We start from the raw sequence: 15094 nt of genomic DNA, 5'->3' as shown, positions 1-15094 counted from the left end.
GTGGGGAAGGCGAGGTACAGGCGGTACAGTAAGTCGGGCAGCCAGCGGCGACCGCCCGTCAGATCAGCGGTCTTTACGCCAGGCGTCAGCGGTTAACGCTTCACCAAAGTGGCTGGAGATCAGGCGTTTGGTTTGTTCGTGCATCGGGCAGGCCAGCACGTCGGCGGTGCTGCCGCGCTCCACCACCTCCCCCTGATGCATCACCAGCAGCTGGTCGCTGATATGCTTCATCATCCCCAGATGCTGGGTAACGTAGATATAGGCGATGCCGTGTTTCTGCTGCAGCTCAAGCATCAGGTTAATCAGCTGTGAGCGCATCGACATATCCAGCGACGCCAGCGCCTCATCGGCCACGATCACCTGCGGCTGCAGGATCAGCGCACGCGCCAGGCCAACGCGTTGCTGCTGACCCGGTGCCAGCATATGCGGATAATAGGCGGCGTGGTCGCGCAGCAGCCCGACCTGGCGCAGGGTGGCGATAATGCGTTTCTCCCGCGCGTCGGCGTCCAGCTCGGTGTTCAGCCGCAGGGGTAAGTCAAGGATCTGACTGATGCGCTGACGCGGGTTCAGCGAGGTGGACGGGTCCTGAAAAATCATGCGGATGCGCTGGCTGCGATAGCCATAGTCGCCGAACTCCAGCGGGTGCCCGTCGATCAGGATCTGTCCGGTGCTCGGGGCGACCATGCCGCTGAGCATCTTCGCCAGCGTCGACTTACCGGAGCCGTTTTCGCCGATAATCGCCAGCGTTTGCCGCTCGCGCAGCGTAAAGCTGACCGCCTTCACCGCCTCAACGTGCTGACGATGGAACAGGCCGGTGCGGTAGCGCCAGGTTTTACTCAGCCCGCGCACTTCCAGCAGCGTTTCACTCATGGCTGGCTCTCCATATTCAGCGGGAAGTGGCAGGCAAACAGGTGGGCCTTCGGCCCGCTGAGCCGCGGCGTGGCGATGCAGGTTTTCTGCGCATAGGGGCAGCGCGGCCCCAGCCGGCAGCCGATCGGCAGGTGTTCCAGCGACGGGATCGCGCCCGGCAGGGTATTCAGGCGGCTTTTGTGCGGCAGCGCGCGGCCAAAGTCAGGCATGGCACGGATCAGCGCCTGGGTATAAGGGTGATGCGGCGCGGCGATCAGCGCGTCGCTGGCCGCCGACTCCACCGTCTGCCCGCAGTACATCACGTTGATGCGGTCGGCCCACTGGCTGAGCATCTGCAGGTCGTGGCTGATCAGCAAAATGGTGGTGTTGTTATTCTGATTAAGCCGCGTCAGCAGGCGGAAAATCTGCGCCTGAGTGGTCGGCTCCATGGCGTTAGTGGGCTCGTCGGCGATCAGCAGGCGCGGCTGGTTGGCCAGCGCAATGGCGATCATCACCTTCTGGCACTCCCCCTCGGTGATCTCATAAGGGTAGCTGCGCATGATGTCTTTATGATCTTTAATGCCCACCCGGTGCAGCAGCTCGATGGCGCGGCGGTGACGCCAGCGGAAGCGCTGATACCAGCGGCCTTTCCAGGTCCAGCCGGGAATGGCCTGCTTAATCTGGGTGCCGACGCGTGCTGACGGATCGAGGCACGACTGTGGCTCCTGAAAAATCATCGAAATATTGTGACCAATGATCTTACGCCGCTCGCGCGGCGACAGGTGCAGCAGGTCGATATCGTCAAAGCGCATGCGGTCCGCCGTTACCCGCCAGTTGTCTTTGGTCACGCCGCAGATCGCCTTGGCAATCAGGCTTTTCCCTGAACCCGACTCGCCGACCAGGCCGCGGATCTCGCCTTCCGTCAGGGTGATGCTGACGCGGTCCACCGCCTTCACCGGGCCGTCAGCGGTCATAAACTCAATGGTCAGATTACGAATGTCCAGTAGCGGCATTACTCCACCCCCGCAACGATGGCGCGGCGGATGCCGTCACCCAGCAGATTAACGATCAGCACGCTCAGCATAATCGCCGCGCCCGGCAGCATCACCGTCCACGGGGCCACGTAGATCAGCTCCAGCGAATCGCCGAGCATTGCTCCCCACTCCGGCGAGGGCAGCTGCGCGCCGAGATCGAGGAAGCCCAGGGCCGCAATGTCGAGGATTGCCATCGACAGCGCGCGGGTAAATTCGGTGATCAACAGTGCCAGAATATTCGGCAGGATAGCGTGCCAGAGTATATCGAGGCTGCTGGCACCGTCCAGCCGGGCCGCCACCACGTACTCTTTCTCCAGCTCGTCGTGTACCGCACTGTAAATGGCGCGCACCAGCCGAGGCAGCAGCGCGAGGAACACCGCCAGCAGCGCATGCTCCAGACGCGGACCCAGAAACGCCACCACGATAATTGCCAGCAGCAGCGACGGGATCGACAGCAGCGTATCGAGGATATGGTTGAGCACCGCCGAACGTAAACCTCGGGTCAGCCCGGCCAGCACCCCCAGCAGCATGGCACAGAACGCCGCCGCCAGCGTCACCAGTATCGCCGAACCGACGGTGGGTGCCGCACCGCTTAACAGCCGGCTCAGCAGGTCGCGGCCGAGATCGTCGGTGCCGAGGAAAAACGACACGTCGCCGTAGTGTGACCACGACGGCGGCAGCAGCTGGAAGCCTAAAAACTGCTGGTCTATATCATAAGGGGCCAGCAGGCCGCCGGCCAGGCACAGCAGCAGCAGCGCGATAAAGGCATAAAAGCCCACCATCGCCGTGGTATCGCGGTAGAACAGCCCCCAGGTGTAACGCAGCGGGCTGGGCTGACGCTGTTCAGAGTAGACGTTATCGCTGGGCATACCACTCCTTATGCTTCAATGGCGTCAGCATGGCACCGAGAATATCGGCCAGCACGTTGACGGCGATCACCAGCGCACCGACCACCATCACGCCGGCGGAGATGGCGGCGTAATCCTGCTGACGGATGGCGCCGATCAGCCAGCGGCCGAGACCGGGCCAGCTGAACACCATCTCGGTGATCATCGCCAGCGTCAGCATGGTGGAGAACTGCAGCCCGAGGCGCGGGATCACCGGCGGCACCGCGTTATGCAGCACGTGGCGGCGGATAATGGTGAACAGGGACAAACCGCGAGTGGCGGCGGCTTTGACATAGTTCTTCTCCATCACTTCCCGGGTGCTGATGCGCAGCAGGCGGATCACTTCGGTGGTCGGGGCCACCGCCAGCGCGGTGACCGGCAGCACCATATGGGTCAGCGCGCTGAGGATCATCTCATGCCGCCACGGCGAATCACTCAGCCAGGCGTCAATCAGCGCAAAGCCGGTGACGTTCTGCACCGGGTAGAGCAGATCGAAACGGCCGGAGACCGGCAGCCAGCCCAGGTTCAGTGAGAAGAACAGCGTCAGCAGCAGCGCCAGCCAGAACACCGGTACCGAGAAACCGAGCAGCGCCACGGCGCTGATCGCCTTATCCTGCCACTTGTTGCGCATCACCCCGGCGACCATCCCCAGCGGGATGCCGACCAGCATCGCCAGCGCAAAGGCCATAAAGCACAGCTCCAGGGTGGCCGGAAACACCTCACGCAGCTGCTGGTTGATTGACTGACCGTTAATGCTGGAGACGCCAAAATCGAGCTGCACGATGCCTTTAAACCAGAACAGCCAGGCGTCAAACAGCGACGCGCCCTGCAGCGGGGCGTGCGGGGTAAAATAGCTGAGGCTGAAGCCGACCAGCGTCAGCATAAACAGCGTGACCATGAACAGCACCAGCCGGCGCAGGGTGTAGATAATCATCGTGGGTGCTCCTCTGCGCCGTCAGCTTCACGGTACACGCCGGCAAACGAGGCGTTGCCGAACGGGCTCAGTACCAGTCCTTTGATATCGTAGCGATAGGCCTGCAGGCGCAGCGAGTAGGCCAGCGGCAGCACCGGCAGCTCGCGGGAGAGCAGCGTCTGCGCCTGGTCGTAATATTCAATGCGGTTCGCCAGCTGTTGTGAGAGCAGCGCCTTGTGCAGCAGCTCGTCGAAGCCGGAATTGCACCAGTGGGCGTAGTTGGTCTGCGAGGCGATCGCCGCGCAGCTCAGCAGCGGGCGGAAGAAGCTGTCCGGGTCGTTACTGTCGGTGGCCCAGCCGGTCAGCGTCAGGTCGTGATTCATCTCCATCAGCCGGGCTTCCTGAAAACGCCCCTCGACCTGTACGATGGTGACCTTAACGCCCACCTGCGCCAGGTCGGCCTGCAGCAGTTCGGCGGTTTTCATCGGGCTGGGGTTCCACGCCTGCGAAGCGGAAGGGACCCACAGCGTCAGGTGCAGATCCTCCACCCCCAGCGACTTCAGCGCCTCGCGCGAGGCCTGCGGATTATACGGCGTGACGCGGGCGTCGTTATCGTAGGCCCAGGAGGCGCGCGGCAGGATCGTCGCGGCGGTCTCGGCGGTGCCGTAATAAATTGACTCCATCAACCGTTCATTATTGATCGCCAGCGCCAGCGCCTGGCGCACCTCCGGCCGGTCCAGCGGAGCTTTACGGGTGTTAAACGCCAGATAAGCGATGCTCATACCCGGGCGCAGCGTCAGCCGCAGGCGCGGATCGTCGCGCAGGATCGACAGCTGGCTGGCCGCCGGATAGGCCAGCACGTCACACTCGCCGGTCAGCAGTTTGGACAGGCGCCCGGTGCCGCCGGCACCGAGGTCGACCACCACCTGCTGCATACGCGGCACGCCTTTCCAGTAATCCGGATTACGCTGCAGGCGGATATACTGCCCGGCGCGATACTCCTCAAGCATAAACGGCCCGGTGCCCACCGGCTGGCGGTCCAGCGTCTCCTGGCGGTCGGTCTGGTCCAGACGCGCGGCGTACTCAGCCGACAGCACCGGCGCATAGTGGGTCGCAAGGTGCCAGAGGAACGAGGCATCCGGGCTGTTCAGGCGAAACTCAACCGTATATTTATCGATTTTTTTCACACTCTGCACCGCGTCGGCGAACTGCAGGCTGTCGAAATAGGGGTAGCTGCCGCCGTTGACGTTATGCCACGGGTGCTGGCGGTTAAACATGCGCCCAAAGCTGAACACCACGTCGTCGGCGTTCATCTTCCGGCTGGGGGTGAACCAGCGGGTTTTCTGGAAGGGCACGTTCTGCCGCAGGTGAAAACGGTAGGTGGCACCGTTGTCCAGCACTTCCCAGCTTGCCGCCAGTTCCGGCACCAGCCGGTAGGTATAGGGGTCAACGTCCAGCAGGCGGTCGTAAAGCTGCGCGGCGAGGGTATCCACCACCAGGCCACTGTTGGCCATCTGCGGGTTAAAGGTATTTATCATGCCGTTAACGCAATAGACAAAGCCGCTCTGACGAATATCGCCGGGCGTTGCGGATCGTGCCGGGGCGCTAAGCACGCTCAGGCAGAGAAGCAGGGTGATGAATAGTGGGCGCATAACTCTTCTGATATTTCAGACAATAAACACAGTGTACAGCACTCTGCGTGCGTACCCAAAGCCCACCGGGATAACTGCGTTAAAATCCACCGCGAGCCGTCAGAATATTCTCCGGTTACGCGACGTGCTGGATGAAATACGCCCATAATTGCTGTGGAGATGAGAAAAATTCTCAACAAATGGCTTTACAGATCGGAGTGAGAATGATTATTATTCATCTGCGCTTCACCGGTGGCTCTACCGGGGAGGGGCACGACATTGCTCACATTGCTTCCAGTATTTTTTCAGCCCGCCTTGTGCGGGTTTTTTTTCGCCTGTTACTCTTCAGTCACCTGAATATCGTGTTTTTTCAGCATCGCGCGGAACTGATGATAGGTTACGCCAAGCAGCTCCGCGGCGCGCTTCTGGTTAAAGCGTGCCTGCTGCAGACTGGCGGTGACCAGCGCCTGCTCCTGCTGATGCTGCCACCGGCGCAGATCCAGCGGCAGCTGGGGTAACCCTGCCGCCGCAGCCTCGGCTGGAAGGTCTGCCGCCGGTTCTGTCTGCGCGGCCCGATCCTGCGCCGCTGCGGAACTGCTGGCGGCAAACGGATTGAGAATAATGTGGTCGAGCGGCTGCTCGGCGCTGGCGTGGCGGTACACCGAGCGTTCCACAACGTTCTTCAGCTCGCGCACGTTGCCCGGCCAGCGATACGCCAGCAGCGTCTGCTCCGCCGCCGGGGTAAAACCGGCAAACAGCGGCAGCCCGAGTTCGCGGCACATCTGTATCGCAAAGTGCTGCGCCATCACCAGAATGTCGCCGCGCCGCTGGCGCAGCGGCGGCAGCTGCACCACGTCAAAGGCCAGCCGGTCGAGCAGGTCGGCGCGGAACTTTCCCTGGCTGGCCAGCAGCGGCAGATCGTCATTGGTGGCGCACACCAGCCGCACGCTGACCTGTAGCGGCTGGCTGCCACCAACCCGCTCCAGGTGACCGTACTCGATCACCCGCAGCAGTTTTTCCTGCACCAGCATCGGCGCGGTAGCCAGCTCATCCAGGAACAGGGTGCCGCCGTCTGCGCGCTCAAAACGGCCCAGATGGCGCTTTTGCGCGCCGGTAAACGCCCCGGCTTCATGGCCAAACAGCTCGGAGTCGAGCAGGTTTTCGTTCAGCGCCGCGCAGTTGAGCGAGACAAACGGCCCCTGCCAGCGGTCGGAGAGGTAGTGCAGGCGGCTGGCAATCAGCTCCTTGCCGGTACCGCGCTCACCGACCACCAGCACCGGTTTATTCAGCGGAGCCAGCCGGGAAACCTGCTCCAGCACCTCAAGAAAGTTATTCGACTCACCCAGCAGGGTCTCTGCGCGTTCAGACATGATGAATTTCGCCATCTGTTAGTGATAATCACTAATCTAGTCGGGTGGTGGAAATCTGTAAAGCGCAATGTTTATTTAAAATCAATAACATAAAAACTGGCACGGATTTTGAATGGTGTTATGCAGACCGGACGGCATTCTGCCTGATACCGTTGTTAAAGAGGAACTGACTTATGGGAATTTTTTCACGCTTTGCTGACATCGTTAACGCCAACATCAACTCGCTGCTGGAAAAAGCAGAAGATCCGCAGAAGCTGGTGCGACTGATGATTCAGGAAATGGAAGACACGCTGGTGGAAGTGCGCTCCACCTCTGCCCGCGCGCTGGCCGAGAAGAAACAGCTGCTGCGCCGCATTGAGCAGGCGGAACTCCAGCAGAGCGAATGGCAGGAAAAAGCCGAACTGGCGCTGCGCAAAGAGAAAGACGATCTGGCCCGCGCCGCGCTGATCGAAAAGCAGAAGCTGACCGAGCTGATCGCGCTGCTGCAGCAGGAAGCCGACCAGGTGGAAGAGAGCCTGACGCGGATGAAAGGCGAGATCGGCGAGCTGGAAAGTAAACTCGGTGAGACCCGCGCGCGCCAGCAGGCGCTGACCCTGCGCCACCAGGCGGCTTCGTCATCCCGCGACGTGCGTCGTCAGCTGGACAGCGGTAAGCTGGACCAGGCAATGGCCCGCTTCGAGTCCTTTGAGCGCCGCATCGACCATATGGAAGCCGAAGCGGAAAGCCACAGCTTTGGTAAAAAGAAAAGTCTCGATCAGCAGTTTGCCGATCTGCAGGCCGACGATGAAATCAGCCAGCAGCTGGCCGCGCTGAAGGCCAGAATGAACCCGGGCCAGTAATCCGCACCCCTGTGCATAAGGAGAGTGAATGAGCGCGTTATTTTTAGCCATCCCCCTGACGATATTTGTACTGTTCGTCGCGCCGATCTGGCTGTGGCTGCACTACAGCAACCGGCAGAGCAGCGGGGCCGCCCTGTCGCAGGGCGATCTGCAGCGTCTGCAGCAGTTGAACCTGGAGGCGAAAAAGATGACCGACCGCATCCAGGCGCTGGAAGCCATTCTTGACGCCGAACATCCGAACTGGAGGCAGCCATGAGCAACGGGAAAAAGCTCTGGCGCATTCCGGCGCAGGGTAAAATCAAAGGCGTCTGCGCCGGTATCGCGCAGTACCTGGATATTCCGGTGCGGCTGGTGCGGGTGATCGTGGTGCTGTCGATGATCTTCGGGCTGTTTATGTTCACCCTGATCGCCTACTTCGTGCTGGCGTGGGTGCTGGACGAGATGCCGCAGGAGCAGCAGGCGGCGCAGCTGAACGCCGGGCAACTGTTAAACCAGCTCGGCAACGAGCTGCAGCGGGGTGAGCAGCGTCTGCGTGACGTTGAGCGCTACGTCACCTCCGAGACCTTCAGCGTGCGCAGCCGGTTCAGCCAGCTGTAATCGCATCGCGGAGCCACGGCTCCGCCAGCAACGGGAGAAATCTATGCGTCAGTGGCAACAGGTTGCGCGGCAGCAGGCCGCGCCGGCAATGAAGAAGGCCGGAAAATTTATCCTGCTCACCGCCATTACCGCCGGCCCGGCCGGCATCAGCGGCTGGGCGGTGAAGTCGGTGGCCCGCCGGCCGCTCAGGATCCTGCTGGCCTGGGCGCTGGAACCGCTGCTGCGCCGGGCGATGCGCGGCATTGCCGGCCGCTGGCTGAAAAACGCCCCGGCGGACACTGTGTTAAAATAAGGAAAATTTAAACGGAGGTGCCCGGGCACAGATGAAACGACTGCAAACTGAACTACTGTCTCTGGTCAACCGCGGCGTGGATCGCCATTTACGGCTGGCCGTTACCGGTTTAAGCCGCAGCGGCAAAACCGCTTTTATTACCTCACTGGTCAATCAACTTTTGCAGGTCAACAACGGCGCGCGGCTGCCGATGTTCAGCGCCGTGCGCGAAGGGCGGCTGTTGGGGGTTAAGCGCGTGCCGCAGCGCGATCTCGGGATCCCCCGTTTCAGCTACGATGAGGGGCTGGCGCAGCTGTACGGCGACCCGCCCGCCTGGCCGGTGCCAACCCGTGGCGTCAGCGAAACGCGGCTGGCGCTGCGCTTCCGTTCGCGTGACTCGCTGTTGCGCCATTTCAAAGACACCTCGACGCTCTACCTTGAGATCGTTGACTACCCCGGCGAGTGGCTGCTCGACCTGCCGATGCTGGCGCAGGACTACCTGAGCTGGTCGCGGCAGATGACCGGCCTGCTGCACGGCGACCGCGCGGCGTGGGCGCAGCGCTGGCAGCAGCTGGTGGACGGACTGGACCCTTTCGCCCCCGCCGATGAAAACCGCCTGGCGGAGATCGCCGCCGCCTGGACCGAATACCTGCAGCACTGCAAGCGGGAAGGGCTGCACTTTATCCAGCCGGGGCGCTTTGTGCTGCCGGGGGAGATGGCCGGTGCGCCGGCGCTGCAGTTCTTCCCGTGGCCGCAGATCGGTGAGGGCAGCGAAAGCCAGCTGATGCAGGCCGACGCCGGCAGCAATATCGGCATGCTGCGCGCCCGTTACCATTACTACTGTCAGCACGTGGTGAAAGGCTTCTATAAAAATCACTTCCTGCGCTTTGACCGGCAGGTGGTGCTGGTTGACTGCCTGCAGCCGCTTAACAGCGGGCCACAGGCGTTTAACGATATGCGGCTGGCGCTGACCCAGCTGATGCAAAGCTTCTCTTACGGCCAGCGCACGCTGTTCCGCCGCCTGTTCTCACCGGTTATCGACCGGCTGCTGTTCGCCGCCACCAAATCTGACCACGTTACCGTCGATCAACACGCCAACCTTGTGTCGCTGCTACAGCAGCTGGTGCAGGACGCCTGGCAGAATGCCGCGTTCGAAGGCATCAGCATGGAGTGCCTTGGCCTGGCCGCGGTGCAGGCGACGCAAAGCGGCCACGTTGAGCATAACGGCGAGCGGGTTCCGGCGCTGCGCGGCCACCGGCTGGACGATAACGCGCCGCTGACCGTCTACCCGGGCGACGTGCCGCCGCGCCTGCCCGGTCAGGCGTTCTGGCAGCAGCAGGGGTTTCATTTTGATCAGTTCCGGCCGCAGCCGCTGGACATTGACCGGCCGCTGCCGCATATCCGCATGGATGCCGCGCTGGAATTTTTACTGGGAGATAAGCTGCGATGAGCACACCGATCAAACCGCGGGTTGATTTTGCCAGCCCGCTGCAGGATAAGCCCGAGCCGCAGCTGCGGCCGTCGCAGGCGTTTAACGCCGGGGAGCCGGATTTTGTCGTAGCGGCTGAGCCGGATGACGAGGTGCTGGCCGCCGAAGGCGCGGGCGAGCAGGCGGTTGAAGCGGCGCTGCGTCCGAAGCGCAGCCTGTGGCGCCGCATTGCGCTGGCCGGGCTGGCGCTGTCTGGCGTCAGCGTTCTGGCGCAGGGCGGACAGTGGCTGCATCAGGCGTGGCTTGAGCAGCAGTGGATCGCGCTGGCCGGCGGCGTGGCCGGGGGACTGATCGTCGTCGCCGGTGCCGGATCGCTGATCGCCGAGTGGCGGCGTCTGTATCGCCTGCGCGAGCGGGCGGAGGAGCGTGACGTGGCGCGCGGGCTGCTCAACAGCCAGGCCCCCGGTGAAGGGCGGGCGTTCTGTGAACGGCTGGCGCGGCAGGCCGGGCTGGACGCTGGCAACCCGGCGTTACAGCGCTGGCAGGCTGCGCTGCACGAAACCCATAACGATCGTGAAGTGGTGATGCTCTATGCCCGGCTGGTGCAGCCGCAGCTGGACAGCCAGGCGCGCCGCGAAATCAGCCGCTGCGCCGCCGAGTCGACCCTGATGATCGCCGTCAGCCCGCTGGCGCTGGTAGACATGGCGTTTATCGCCTGGCGCAACCTGCGTCTGGTGAACCGGATTGCGGCGTTGTACGGCATTGAGCTGGGCTACTTCAGCCGTATCCGTCTGTTTCGCCTGGTATTAATCAATATCGCTTTTGCCGGCGCCTCTGAACTGGTGCGCGAAGTGGGCATGGACTGGATGTCGCAGGATCTGGCGGCGCGCCTCTCCGCCCGCGCCGCGCAGGGCATTGGTGCCGGCCTGCTGACAGCCCGGTTAGGCATTAAAGCGATGGAGCTGTGCCGCCCGCTGCCGTGGCTTGAGGAGGATAAACCCCGCCTCGGCGATTTCCGCCGCGAGCTGCTGGGGCAGTTAAAAGAGACGCTGGCGCGCGATAAAAACGCGAAGTAACACAAAAGCAGGGGTTGCGTGTCAACTTATGCTGACACACCACTTCTGGACAAACAGGGGATAGCGTATGATTGGCGTTAATGACCCTGCTGCCGTTCACGAAGGTTAAAACATATGCGTCTTGAAGTCTTTTGTAAGGACCGGATTGGTCTGACCCGCGAACTGCTGGACCTGCTGGTGGAGCGCGCTATCGACCTGCGCGGCATCGAAATTGCCGCCATCGGCCGCATCTACCTCAACTTCTCCACCATCGGCTTCGAGCAGTTCAGCCAGCTGATGGCGGAAATCCGCCGCATCCCCGGCGTAACCGACGTGCGCACCGTGGCGTTTCTGCCCTCAGAGCGCGAGCACCGGGCGCTGAGCGCGCTGCTGGTGGCGCTGCCGGAGCCGGTGTTCTCCATCGATATGAAAGGCAAAGTGGAGCTGGCTAACCCGGCGGCGCAGTCGTTGTTCGATCTCAACGAAGAGAAAATCCGCAGCCACAGCGCGGGCGCGCTGATCGGCGGGTTCAACTTCACCCGCTGGCTGGAGAGCGAGCAGATTACCGCTCAGGCGCATCACGTGGTGCTGCAGGGGCGCGATTTCCTGCTGGAGATTACCCCAATTTACGGCCGTGATGATGAGCAGCAAACGGTGATGCCGGTCGGCGGGGTGGTGATGCTCAAGTCAACCGCGCGCATGGGGCAGCAGCTGCAGAACCTCGCGGTCAACGACGACAGCGAATTCCAGCATATCGTCGCCGTCAGCGGTAAGATGCGGCAGGTGGTCGATCAGGCGCGCAAGCTGGCGATGCTCGACGCGCCGCTGCTGATCGTCGGCGACACCGGCACCGGCAAGGATATGCTGGCGCGCGCCTGCCATCTGCGCAGCGCGCGCGGTAAAAACCCGTTCCTGGCGCTTAACTGTGCCTCGCTGCCGGACGACGTGGCAGAAAGCGAGCTGTTTGGTCACGCCGCCGGGGCTTACCCGAACGCGCTGGAAGGTAAAAAAGGGTTCTTTGAGCAGGCCAGCGGCGGTTCGGTGCTGCTGGATGAGATCGGCGAGATGTCCCCGCGCATGCAGACCAAGCTGCTGCGCTTCCTCAACGACGGCACCTTCCGCCGGGTGGGTGAAGAGCACGAGGTACACGTCAACGTGCGGGTGATCTGCGCCACGCAGAAAAATCTGCTGGAGCTGGTGCAGCGCGGCGAGTTCCGTGAAGACCTGTTCTATCGGCTGAACGTGCTGACGCTGAACCTGCCGCCGCTGCGCGATCGTCCGCAGGACATTCTGCCGCTCACCGACCTGTTCGTCGCCCGCTTTGCCGATGAGCAGGGCATGGCGCGGCCTAAACTGTCACCGCAGCTGAACGCATTTCTGACCCGTTACACCTGGCCGGGCAACGTGCGCCAGCTGAAAAATACGCTGTACCGGGCGCTCACCCAGCTGGAAGGCTACGAACTGCGGCCGCAGGATATCGTGCTGCCGGAATATGCGCTGGAGATGCCGCTGGGTGATGAGGCGATCGAAGGATCGCTGGATGACATCACCAGCCGCTTTGAACGTTCGGTGCTGACCCGGCTCTATCTCTCCTATCCGAGCACCCGCAAACTGGCCAAACGGCTGGGCGTCTCGCATACGGCGATCGCCAATAAGCTGCGTGAGTATGGCCTGAGCCAGAAGAAAAGCGACGGGGAGTAACGCGGAAACCGGCGATCCGGCTGGGAAAACAACGGGCCGCCCGGAGGGGCGGCCCGCAGAGATTACTTCAGCGCCGCCAGGGCCGCATCGTAGTCCGGCTCGGTGGTGATTTCATTCACCAGCTCGCTGTAAATCACGTTATCCTGCTCGTCCAGCACCACTACCGCACGTGCCGCCAGGCCGCTCAGCGGGCCAGCTGCGATCGCCACGCCGTAGTCCTGGATGAAGCTCGCGCCGCGCAGGGTGGAGAGGGTTACCACGTTGTTCAGGCCTTCCGCGCCGCAGAAGCGTGACTGCGCAAACGGCAGGTCGGCGGAGATGCACAGCACCACGGTGTTTTCCGCGTCGCCGGCCAGCTGGTTAAATTTACGCACCGAGGCGGCACACACGCCGGTATCAATGCTTGGGAAGATATTCAGTACCTTGCGCTTGCCGGCGAAGCTGGACAGCGCCACATCGGAAAGGTCTTTGGCTACCAGGGTGAAGGGTTTGGCTACCTGGCCCGGGGCCGGCAGCAGGCCATCGACGGCAACCGGGTTGCCCTGAAAATGTACGGTCTGAGACATAAACTATCCTTTGTATGTTAATGGTGTTTAAGCGCCCCCAGTGTATGTCATGCCGCGGCGGGGAAACAGTAAAAAAACAGACGCATAGCAGTGAGGGTTCGCCCGGCGTTATGCGTGTATGGACTGAAGATATGGCGGGTATCAAACCTGAACAGGAAGGTGACGATGAGAACGGTCAAGGTTTACCCGGAAAGCTGGCCCCTGCACACGCCGTTTGTCATTGCCCGCGGCAGCCGCAGCGAGGCAGCGGTGGTGGTGGTGGAGCTGGAAGAACAGGGCATCAGGGTGCAGGGCGAGTCCACGCCATACGGGCGCTACGGCGAAACCGAAGGTTCAGTACTGGCGCAGATTGCCCCGCTGATCGCCGCGCTGCAGCAGGGTATGAGCCGCGCAGAACTGCAACAGGCGCTGCCGGCCGGGGCTGCCCGCAACGCCATTGACAGTGCGCTGTGGCAGCTGGAGGCGCAACTGAGCGGCCGCAGCCTGTGGCAACTGACGGCAGCCAGCGCCCCGGCGCGGGTGGAGACCGCGCAAACCGTCACCATCGACCTGCCGCAGATGATGGCCAGCAGCGCGCTGGCGCTGTGGGAAAACGGCGCGCGCCTGCTGAAAATTAAGCTCGATAACCACCTGATCGCCGAACGGCTGGTGGCGATCCGCGCGGCGGTGCCGGAGGCGACGCTGCTCGTTGACGCTAACGAATCATGGCACGGCGAGGGGCTGGCTGAACGCTGCCAGCTGCTGGCCGACCTCAATATCGCCATGCTGGAACAGCCGCTGCCCGCCGGCGAAGACGCCGCATTAGAGACCTTTATCCACCCGCTGCCGATCTGCGCCGATGAGAGCTGCCACACCCGTGACAGCCTGCCGGCGCTGCGCGGGCGCTATGAGATGGTCAACATCAAGCTGGACAAAACCGGCGGGCTGACCGAAGCGCTGGCACTGGCCGATGCGGCGCAGGCGCAGGGATTTTCGCTGATGCTGGGATGTATGCTCTGCACCTCAAGGGCGATCCGCGCCGCGCTGCCGCTGGCACCAAGGGTGCGCTTTGCCGATCTCGATGGCCCCACCTGGCTGGCGGTGGACGCCGATCCGGCACTGGATTTTCACGGCGGGCGCATCCAGCTCTAAGCCTGCCAGCGCAGCAGGGCGGTCATCGCCGTCAGATAACGTTCGCTGGCCTCATCGGTCGAGATGGCCGGGAGCTCGGCGGTGATCACCGGCAGGCTGAGGTCGGCGCACCAGCTGCCAAACGAGCCGGGTGTGGCGTAGCCGACGCTGCTGACCAGCGGCAGCGCGGTCTGCTCTGCCAGCCAGTGGCCGAGCGGGCTGGCCTGCGGATCTTCAATACAGGCCAGCGGCTCGTGGAAGGTGACCACCCAGCGCGGCTGCAGCTGATGGATCAGCTGGCACAACGCCTGGGTCTCCGGCTCGGAACCGGCCTGCCCGCCGCTGGACAGCCGCACGTCACGTTCATCTGCCGCGCTGTTCCAGCGATATACCGTCTCACCGGGCTGCCAGTTGGCCGCCGGAAAATTGCGGTTCAGGTCCACCCCGCGCGCGTTGGCGCGCAGCCCCAGCTGGCAGCCGTCCGGGTTCACCGCCAGCACCACGTGGTGGCGGCGCAGCGCCTCCGGCAGCGTGCGCAGGGCACAGGAGAGGGTGACGATACTGGCGGTTTCGTCACCGTGGGTGCCGGCAAGGATCAGCCCGCTGTCGGCATCGGCCTGCAGCGCCGGAAACCACAGTAACGGTGCGCCGAGCACCGAGCTACCGTACTGCTGCACCGCAAGGTCGAGTGGCCCGCGCAGCGGGCGCGGCTGGTGGTTTAACATAGTCGGCTCCTCAATGTTGGCCCTTCACTGTGGCATAAATTTGCGGCGCGAAACACATCCCGTTGAAAAGTCTGTCGGTCTGACAACATTTTACGCTACAGTGCCAGCAGTCGTTTT

The 15094-nt window shown here is 62.7% G+C and carries 16 protein-coding genes; 8 read left to right on the top strand and 8 right to left on the bottom strand.

The genetic code is table 11. From position 1 onward, the window contains the following. Nucleotides 1-63: 63 nt before the first annotated feature. From sapF to pspF, 6 genes are all read right to left on the bottom strand, one after another. Nucleotides 64-870: a putrescine export ABC transporter ATP-binding protein SapF gene (sapF, locus tag GKQ23_RS12770; protein WP_056238263.1), complete on the bottom strand. Its 807-nt coding sequence runs from the start codon at nucleotides 868-870 to the stop codon at nucleotides 64-66. Next, complete coding sequence (gene sapD, locus GKQ23_RS12765; protein ID WP_212408410.1) at nucleotides 867-1862, bottom strand: putrescine export ABC transporter ATP-binding protein SapD; 996 nt, start codon at nucleotides 1860-1862, stop codon at nucleotides 867-869. Before sapD ends, sapF begins: the two co-directional genes overlap by 4 nt. Continuing rightward, nucleotides 1862-2752 carry a putrescine export ABC transporter permease SapC gene (gene sapC / locus GKQ23_RS12760; protein ID WP_056238256.1) on the bottom strand — a complete coding sequence of 297 codons (891 nt, stop codon included), beginning with the start codon at nucleotides 2750-2752 and terminating at the stop codon, nucleotides 1862-1864. Before sapC ends, sapD begins: the two co-directional genes overlap by 1 nt. Then, nucleotides 2739-3704 (bottom strand): putrescine export ABC transporter permease SapB, encoded by a 966-nt coding sequence (sapB, locus tag GKQ23_RS12755; RefSeq protein WP_056238254.1) that lies wholly within the window; start codon nucleotides 3702-3704, stop codon nucleotides 2739-2741. Before sapB ends, sapC begins: the two co-directional genes overlap by 14 nt. Beyond that, entirely contained in the window at nucleotides 3701-5335 is a 1635-nt protein-coding gene (sapA, locus tag GKQ23_RS12750) for an ABC transporter substrate-binding protein SapA (RefSeq protein ID WP_212408409.1), read from the bottom strand. Before sapA ends, sapB begins: the two co-directional genes overlap by 4 nt. 317 nt (nucleotides 5336-5652) lie before the next feature. After that, entirely contained in the window at nucleotides 5653-6684 is a 1032-nt protein-coding gene (gene pspF, locus GKQ23_RS12745) for a phage shock protein operon transcriptional activator (RefSeq protein WP_212408408.1), read from the bottom strand. 173 nt (nucleotides 6685-6857) lie between these two features. Here pspF and pspA point away from each other — a divergent pair, with 173 nt between their 5' ends. The 7 genes from pspA (at nucleotide 6858) to tyrR (ending at nucleotide 12576) form a co-directional block, all read left to right on the top strand. Further along, the gene (gene pspA, locus GKQ23_RS12740; protein WP_056238250.1) at nucleotides 6858-7523 is read left to right on the top strand and encodes a phage shock protein PspA; all 666 of its coding nucleotides are present in this window, start codon (nucleotides 6858-6860) and stop codon (nucleotides 7521-7523) included. A gap of 28 nt (nucleotides 7524-7551) precedes the next feature. Next, nucleotides 7552-7779 carry an envelope stress response membrane protein PspB gene (pspB, locus tag GKQ23_RS12735; protein WP_056238247.1) on the top strand — a complete coding sequence of 76 codons (228 nt, stop codon included), beginning with the start codon at nucleotides 7552-7554 and terminating at the stop codon, nucleotides 7777-7779. Beyond that, the gene (pspC, locus tag GKQ23_RS12730; RefSeq protein ID WP_056238243.1) at nucleotides 7776-8120 is read left to right on the top strand and encodes an envelope stress response membrane protein PspC; all 345 of its coding nucleotides are present in this window, start codon (nucleotides 7776-7778) and stop codon (nucleotides 8118-8120) included. Before pspB ends, pspC begins: the two co-directional genes overlap by 4 nt. Nucleotides 8121-8163: 43 nt before the next feature. Next, on the top strand, nucleotides 8164-8412 hold the full coding sequence (gene pspD / locus GKQ23_RS12725; RefSeq protein ID WP_056238240.1) for a phage shock protein PspD: 249 nt from the start codon (nucleotides 8164-8166) through the stop codon (nucleotides 8410-8412). Between the two features lie 31 nt (nucleotides 8413-8443). Further along, the gene (locus GKQ23_RS12720; protein WP_212408407.1) at nucleotides 8444-9841 is read left to right on the top strand and encodes a YcjX family protein; all 1398 of its coding nucleotides are present in this window, start codon (nucleotides 8444-8446) and stop codon (nucleotides 9839-9841) included. Beyond that, nucleotides 9838-10896 (top strand): TIGR01620 family protein, encoded by a 1059-nt coding sequence (locus GKQ23_RS12715; RefSeq protein ID WP_212408406.1) that lies wholly within the window; start codon nucleotides 9838-9840, stop codon nucleotides 10894-10896. Before GKQ23_RS12720 ends, GKQ23_RS12715 begins: the two co-directional genes overlap by 4 nt. Nucleotides 10897-11010: 114 nt before the next feature. Continuing rightward, nucleotides 11011-12576 carry a transcriptional regulator TyrR gene (gene tyrR / locus GKQ23_RS12710; protein WP_056238233.1) on the top strand — a complete coding sequence of 522 codons (1566 nt, stop codon included), beginning with the start codon at nucleotides 11011-11013 and terminating at the stop codon, nucleotides 12574-12576. Nucleotides 12577-12638: 62 nt separating this feature from the next. On the opposite strand, the gene tpx is transcribed toward tyrR, so the two are convergent. Beyond that, nucleotides 12639-13142: a thiol peroxidase gene (gene tpx, locus GKQ23_RS12705; protein ID WP_056238230.1), complete on the bottom strand. Its 504-nt coding sequence runs from the start codon at nucleotides 13140-13142 to the stop codon at nucleotides 12639-12641. Between the two features lie 165 nt (nucleotides 13143-13307). Between tpx and ycjG the strand changes: the two genes are divergently transcribed. Then, nucleotides 13308-14273 carry an L-Ala-D/L-Glu epimerase gene (gene ycjG, locus GKQ23_RS12700; protein WP_212408405.1) on the top strand — a complete coding sequence of 322 codons (966 nt, stop codon included), beginning with the start codon at nucleotides 13308-13310 and terminating at the stop codon, nucleotides 14271-14273. On the opposite strand, the gene mpaA is transcribed toward ycjG, so the two are convergent. Beyond that, nucleotides 14270-14977, bottom strand: coding sequence for a murein tripeptide amidase MpaA (gene mpaA, locus GKQ23_RS12695; protein ID WP_212408404.1), 708 nt, complete (start codon nucleotides 14975-14977; stop codon nucleotides 14270-14272). The two genes, ycjG and mpaA, sit on opposite strands and share 4 nt — an antisense overlap. Between the last annotated feature and the right edge of the window lie 117 nt (nucleotides 14978-15094).

This window comes from Erwinia sp. E602 (assembly GCF_018141005.1).
Classification (GTDB): domain Bacteria; phylum Pseudomonadota; class Gammaproteobacteria; order Enterobacterales; family Enterobacteriaceae; genus Erwinia.
Note: the sequence above shows the minus strand (reverse complement) of the source record. Positions and strands in the feature narration are given on the sequence as shown.

What these genes read in the sequence shown, in the direction of transcription:
- mpaA (WP_212408404.1), bottom strand. Translation starts at nt 14,977, where the DNA reads ATGTTAAACCACCAGCCGCGCCCGCTGCGCGGGCCACTCGACCTTGCG.
- sapC (WP_056238256.1), bottom strand. Translation starts at nt 2,752, where the DNA reads ATGCCCAGCGATAACGTCTACTCTGAACAGCGTCAGCCCAGCCCGCTG.
- pspC (WP_056238243.1), top strand. Translation starts at nt 7,776, where the DNA reads ATGAGCAACGGGAAAAAGCTCTGGCGCATTCCGGCGCAGGGTAAAATC.
- pspF (WP_212408408.1), bottom strand. Translation starts at nt 6,684, where the DNA reads ATGTCTGAACGCGCAGAGACCCTGCTGGGTGAGTCGAATAACTTTCTT.
- pspD (WP_056238240.1), top strand. Translation starts at nt 8,164, where the DNA reads ATGCGTCAGTGGCAACAGGTTGCGCGGCAGCAGGCCGCGCCGGCAATG.
- GKQ23_RS12715 (WP_212408406.1), top strand. Translation starts at nt 9,838, where the DNA reads ATGAGCACACCGATCAAACCGCGGGTTGATTTTGCCAGCCCGCTGCAG.
- tpx (WP_056238230.1), bottom strand. Translation starts at nt 13,142, where the DNA reads ATGTCTCAGACCGTACATTTTCAGGGCAACCCGGTTGCCGTCGATGGC.
- sapB (WP_056238254.1), bottom strand. Translation starts at nt 3,704, where the DNA reads ATGATTATCTACACCCTGCGCCGGCTGGTGCTGTTCATGGTCACGCTG.
- pspB (WP_056238247.1), top strand. Translation starts at nt 7,552, where the DNA reads ATGAGCGCGTTATTTTTAGCCATCCCCCTGACGATATTTGTACTGTTC.
- sapA (WP_212408409.1), bottom strand. Translation starts at nt 5,335, where the DNA reads ATGCGCCCACTATTCATCACCCTGCTTCTCTGCCTGAGCGTGCTTAGC.
- ycjG (WP_212408405.1), top strand. Translation starts at nt 13,308, where the DNA reads ATGAGAACGGTCAAGGTTTACCCGGAAAGCTGGCCCCTGCACACGCCG.
- tyrR (WP_056238233.1), top strand. Translation starts at nt 11,011, where the DNA reads ATGCGTCTTGAAGTCTTTTGTAAGGACCGGATTGGTCTGACCCGCGAA.
- sapD (WP_212408410.1), bottom strand. Translation starts at nt 1,862, where the DNA reads ATGCCGCTACTGGACATTCGTAATCTGACCATTGAGTTTATGACCGCT.
- GKQ23_RS12720 (WP_212408407.1), top strand. Translation starts at nt 8,444, where the DNA reads ATGAAACGACTGCAAACTGAACTACTGTCTCTGGTCAACCGCGGCGTG.
- sapF (WP_056238263.1), bottom strand. Translation starts at nt 870, where the DNA reads ATGAGTGAAACGCTGCTGGAAGTGCGCGGGCTGAGTAAAACCTGGCGC.
- pspA (WP_056238250.1), top strand. Translation starts at nt 6,858, where the DNA reads ATGGGAATTTTTTCACGCTTTGCTGACATCGTTAACGCCAACATCAAC.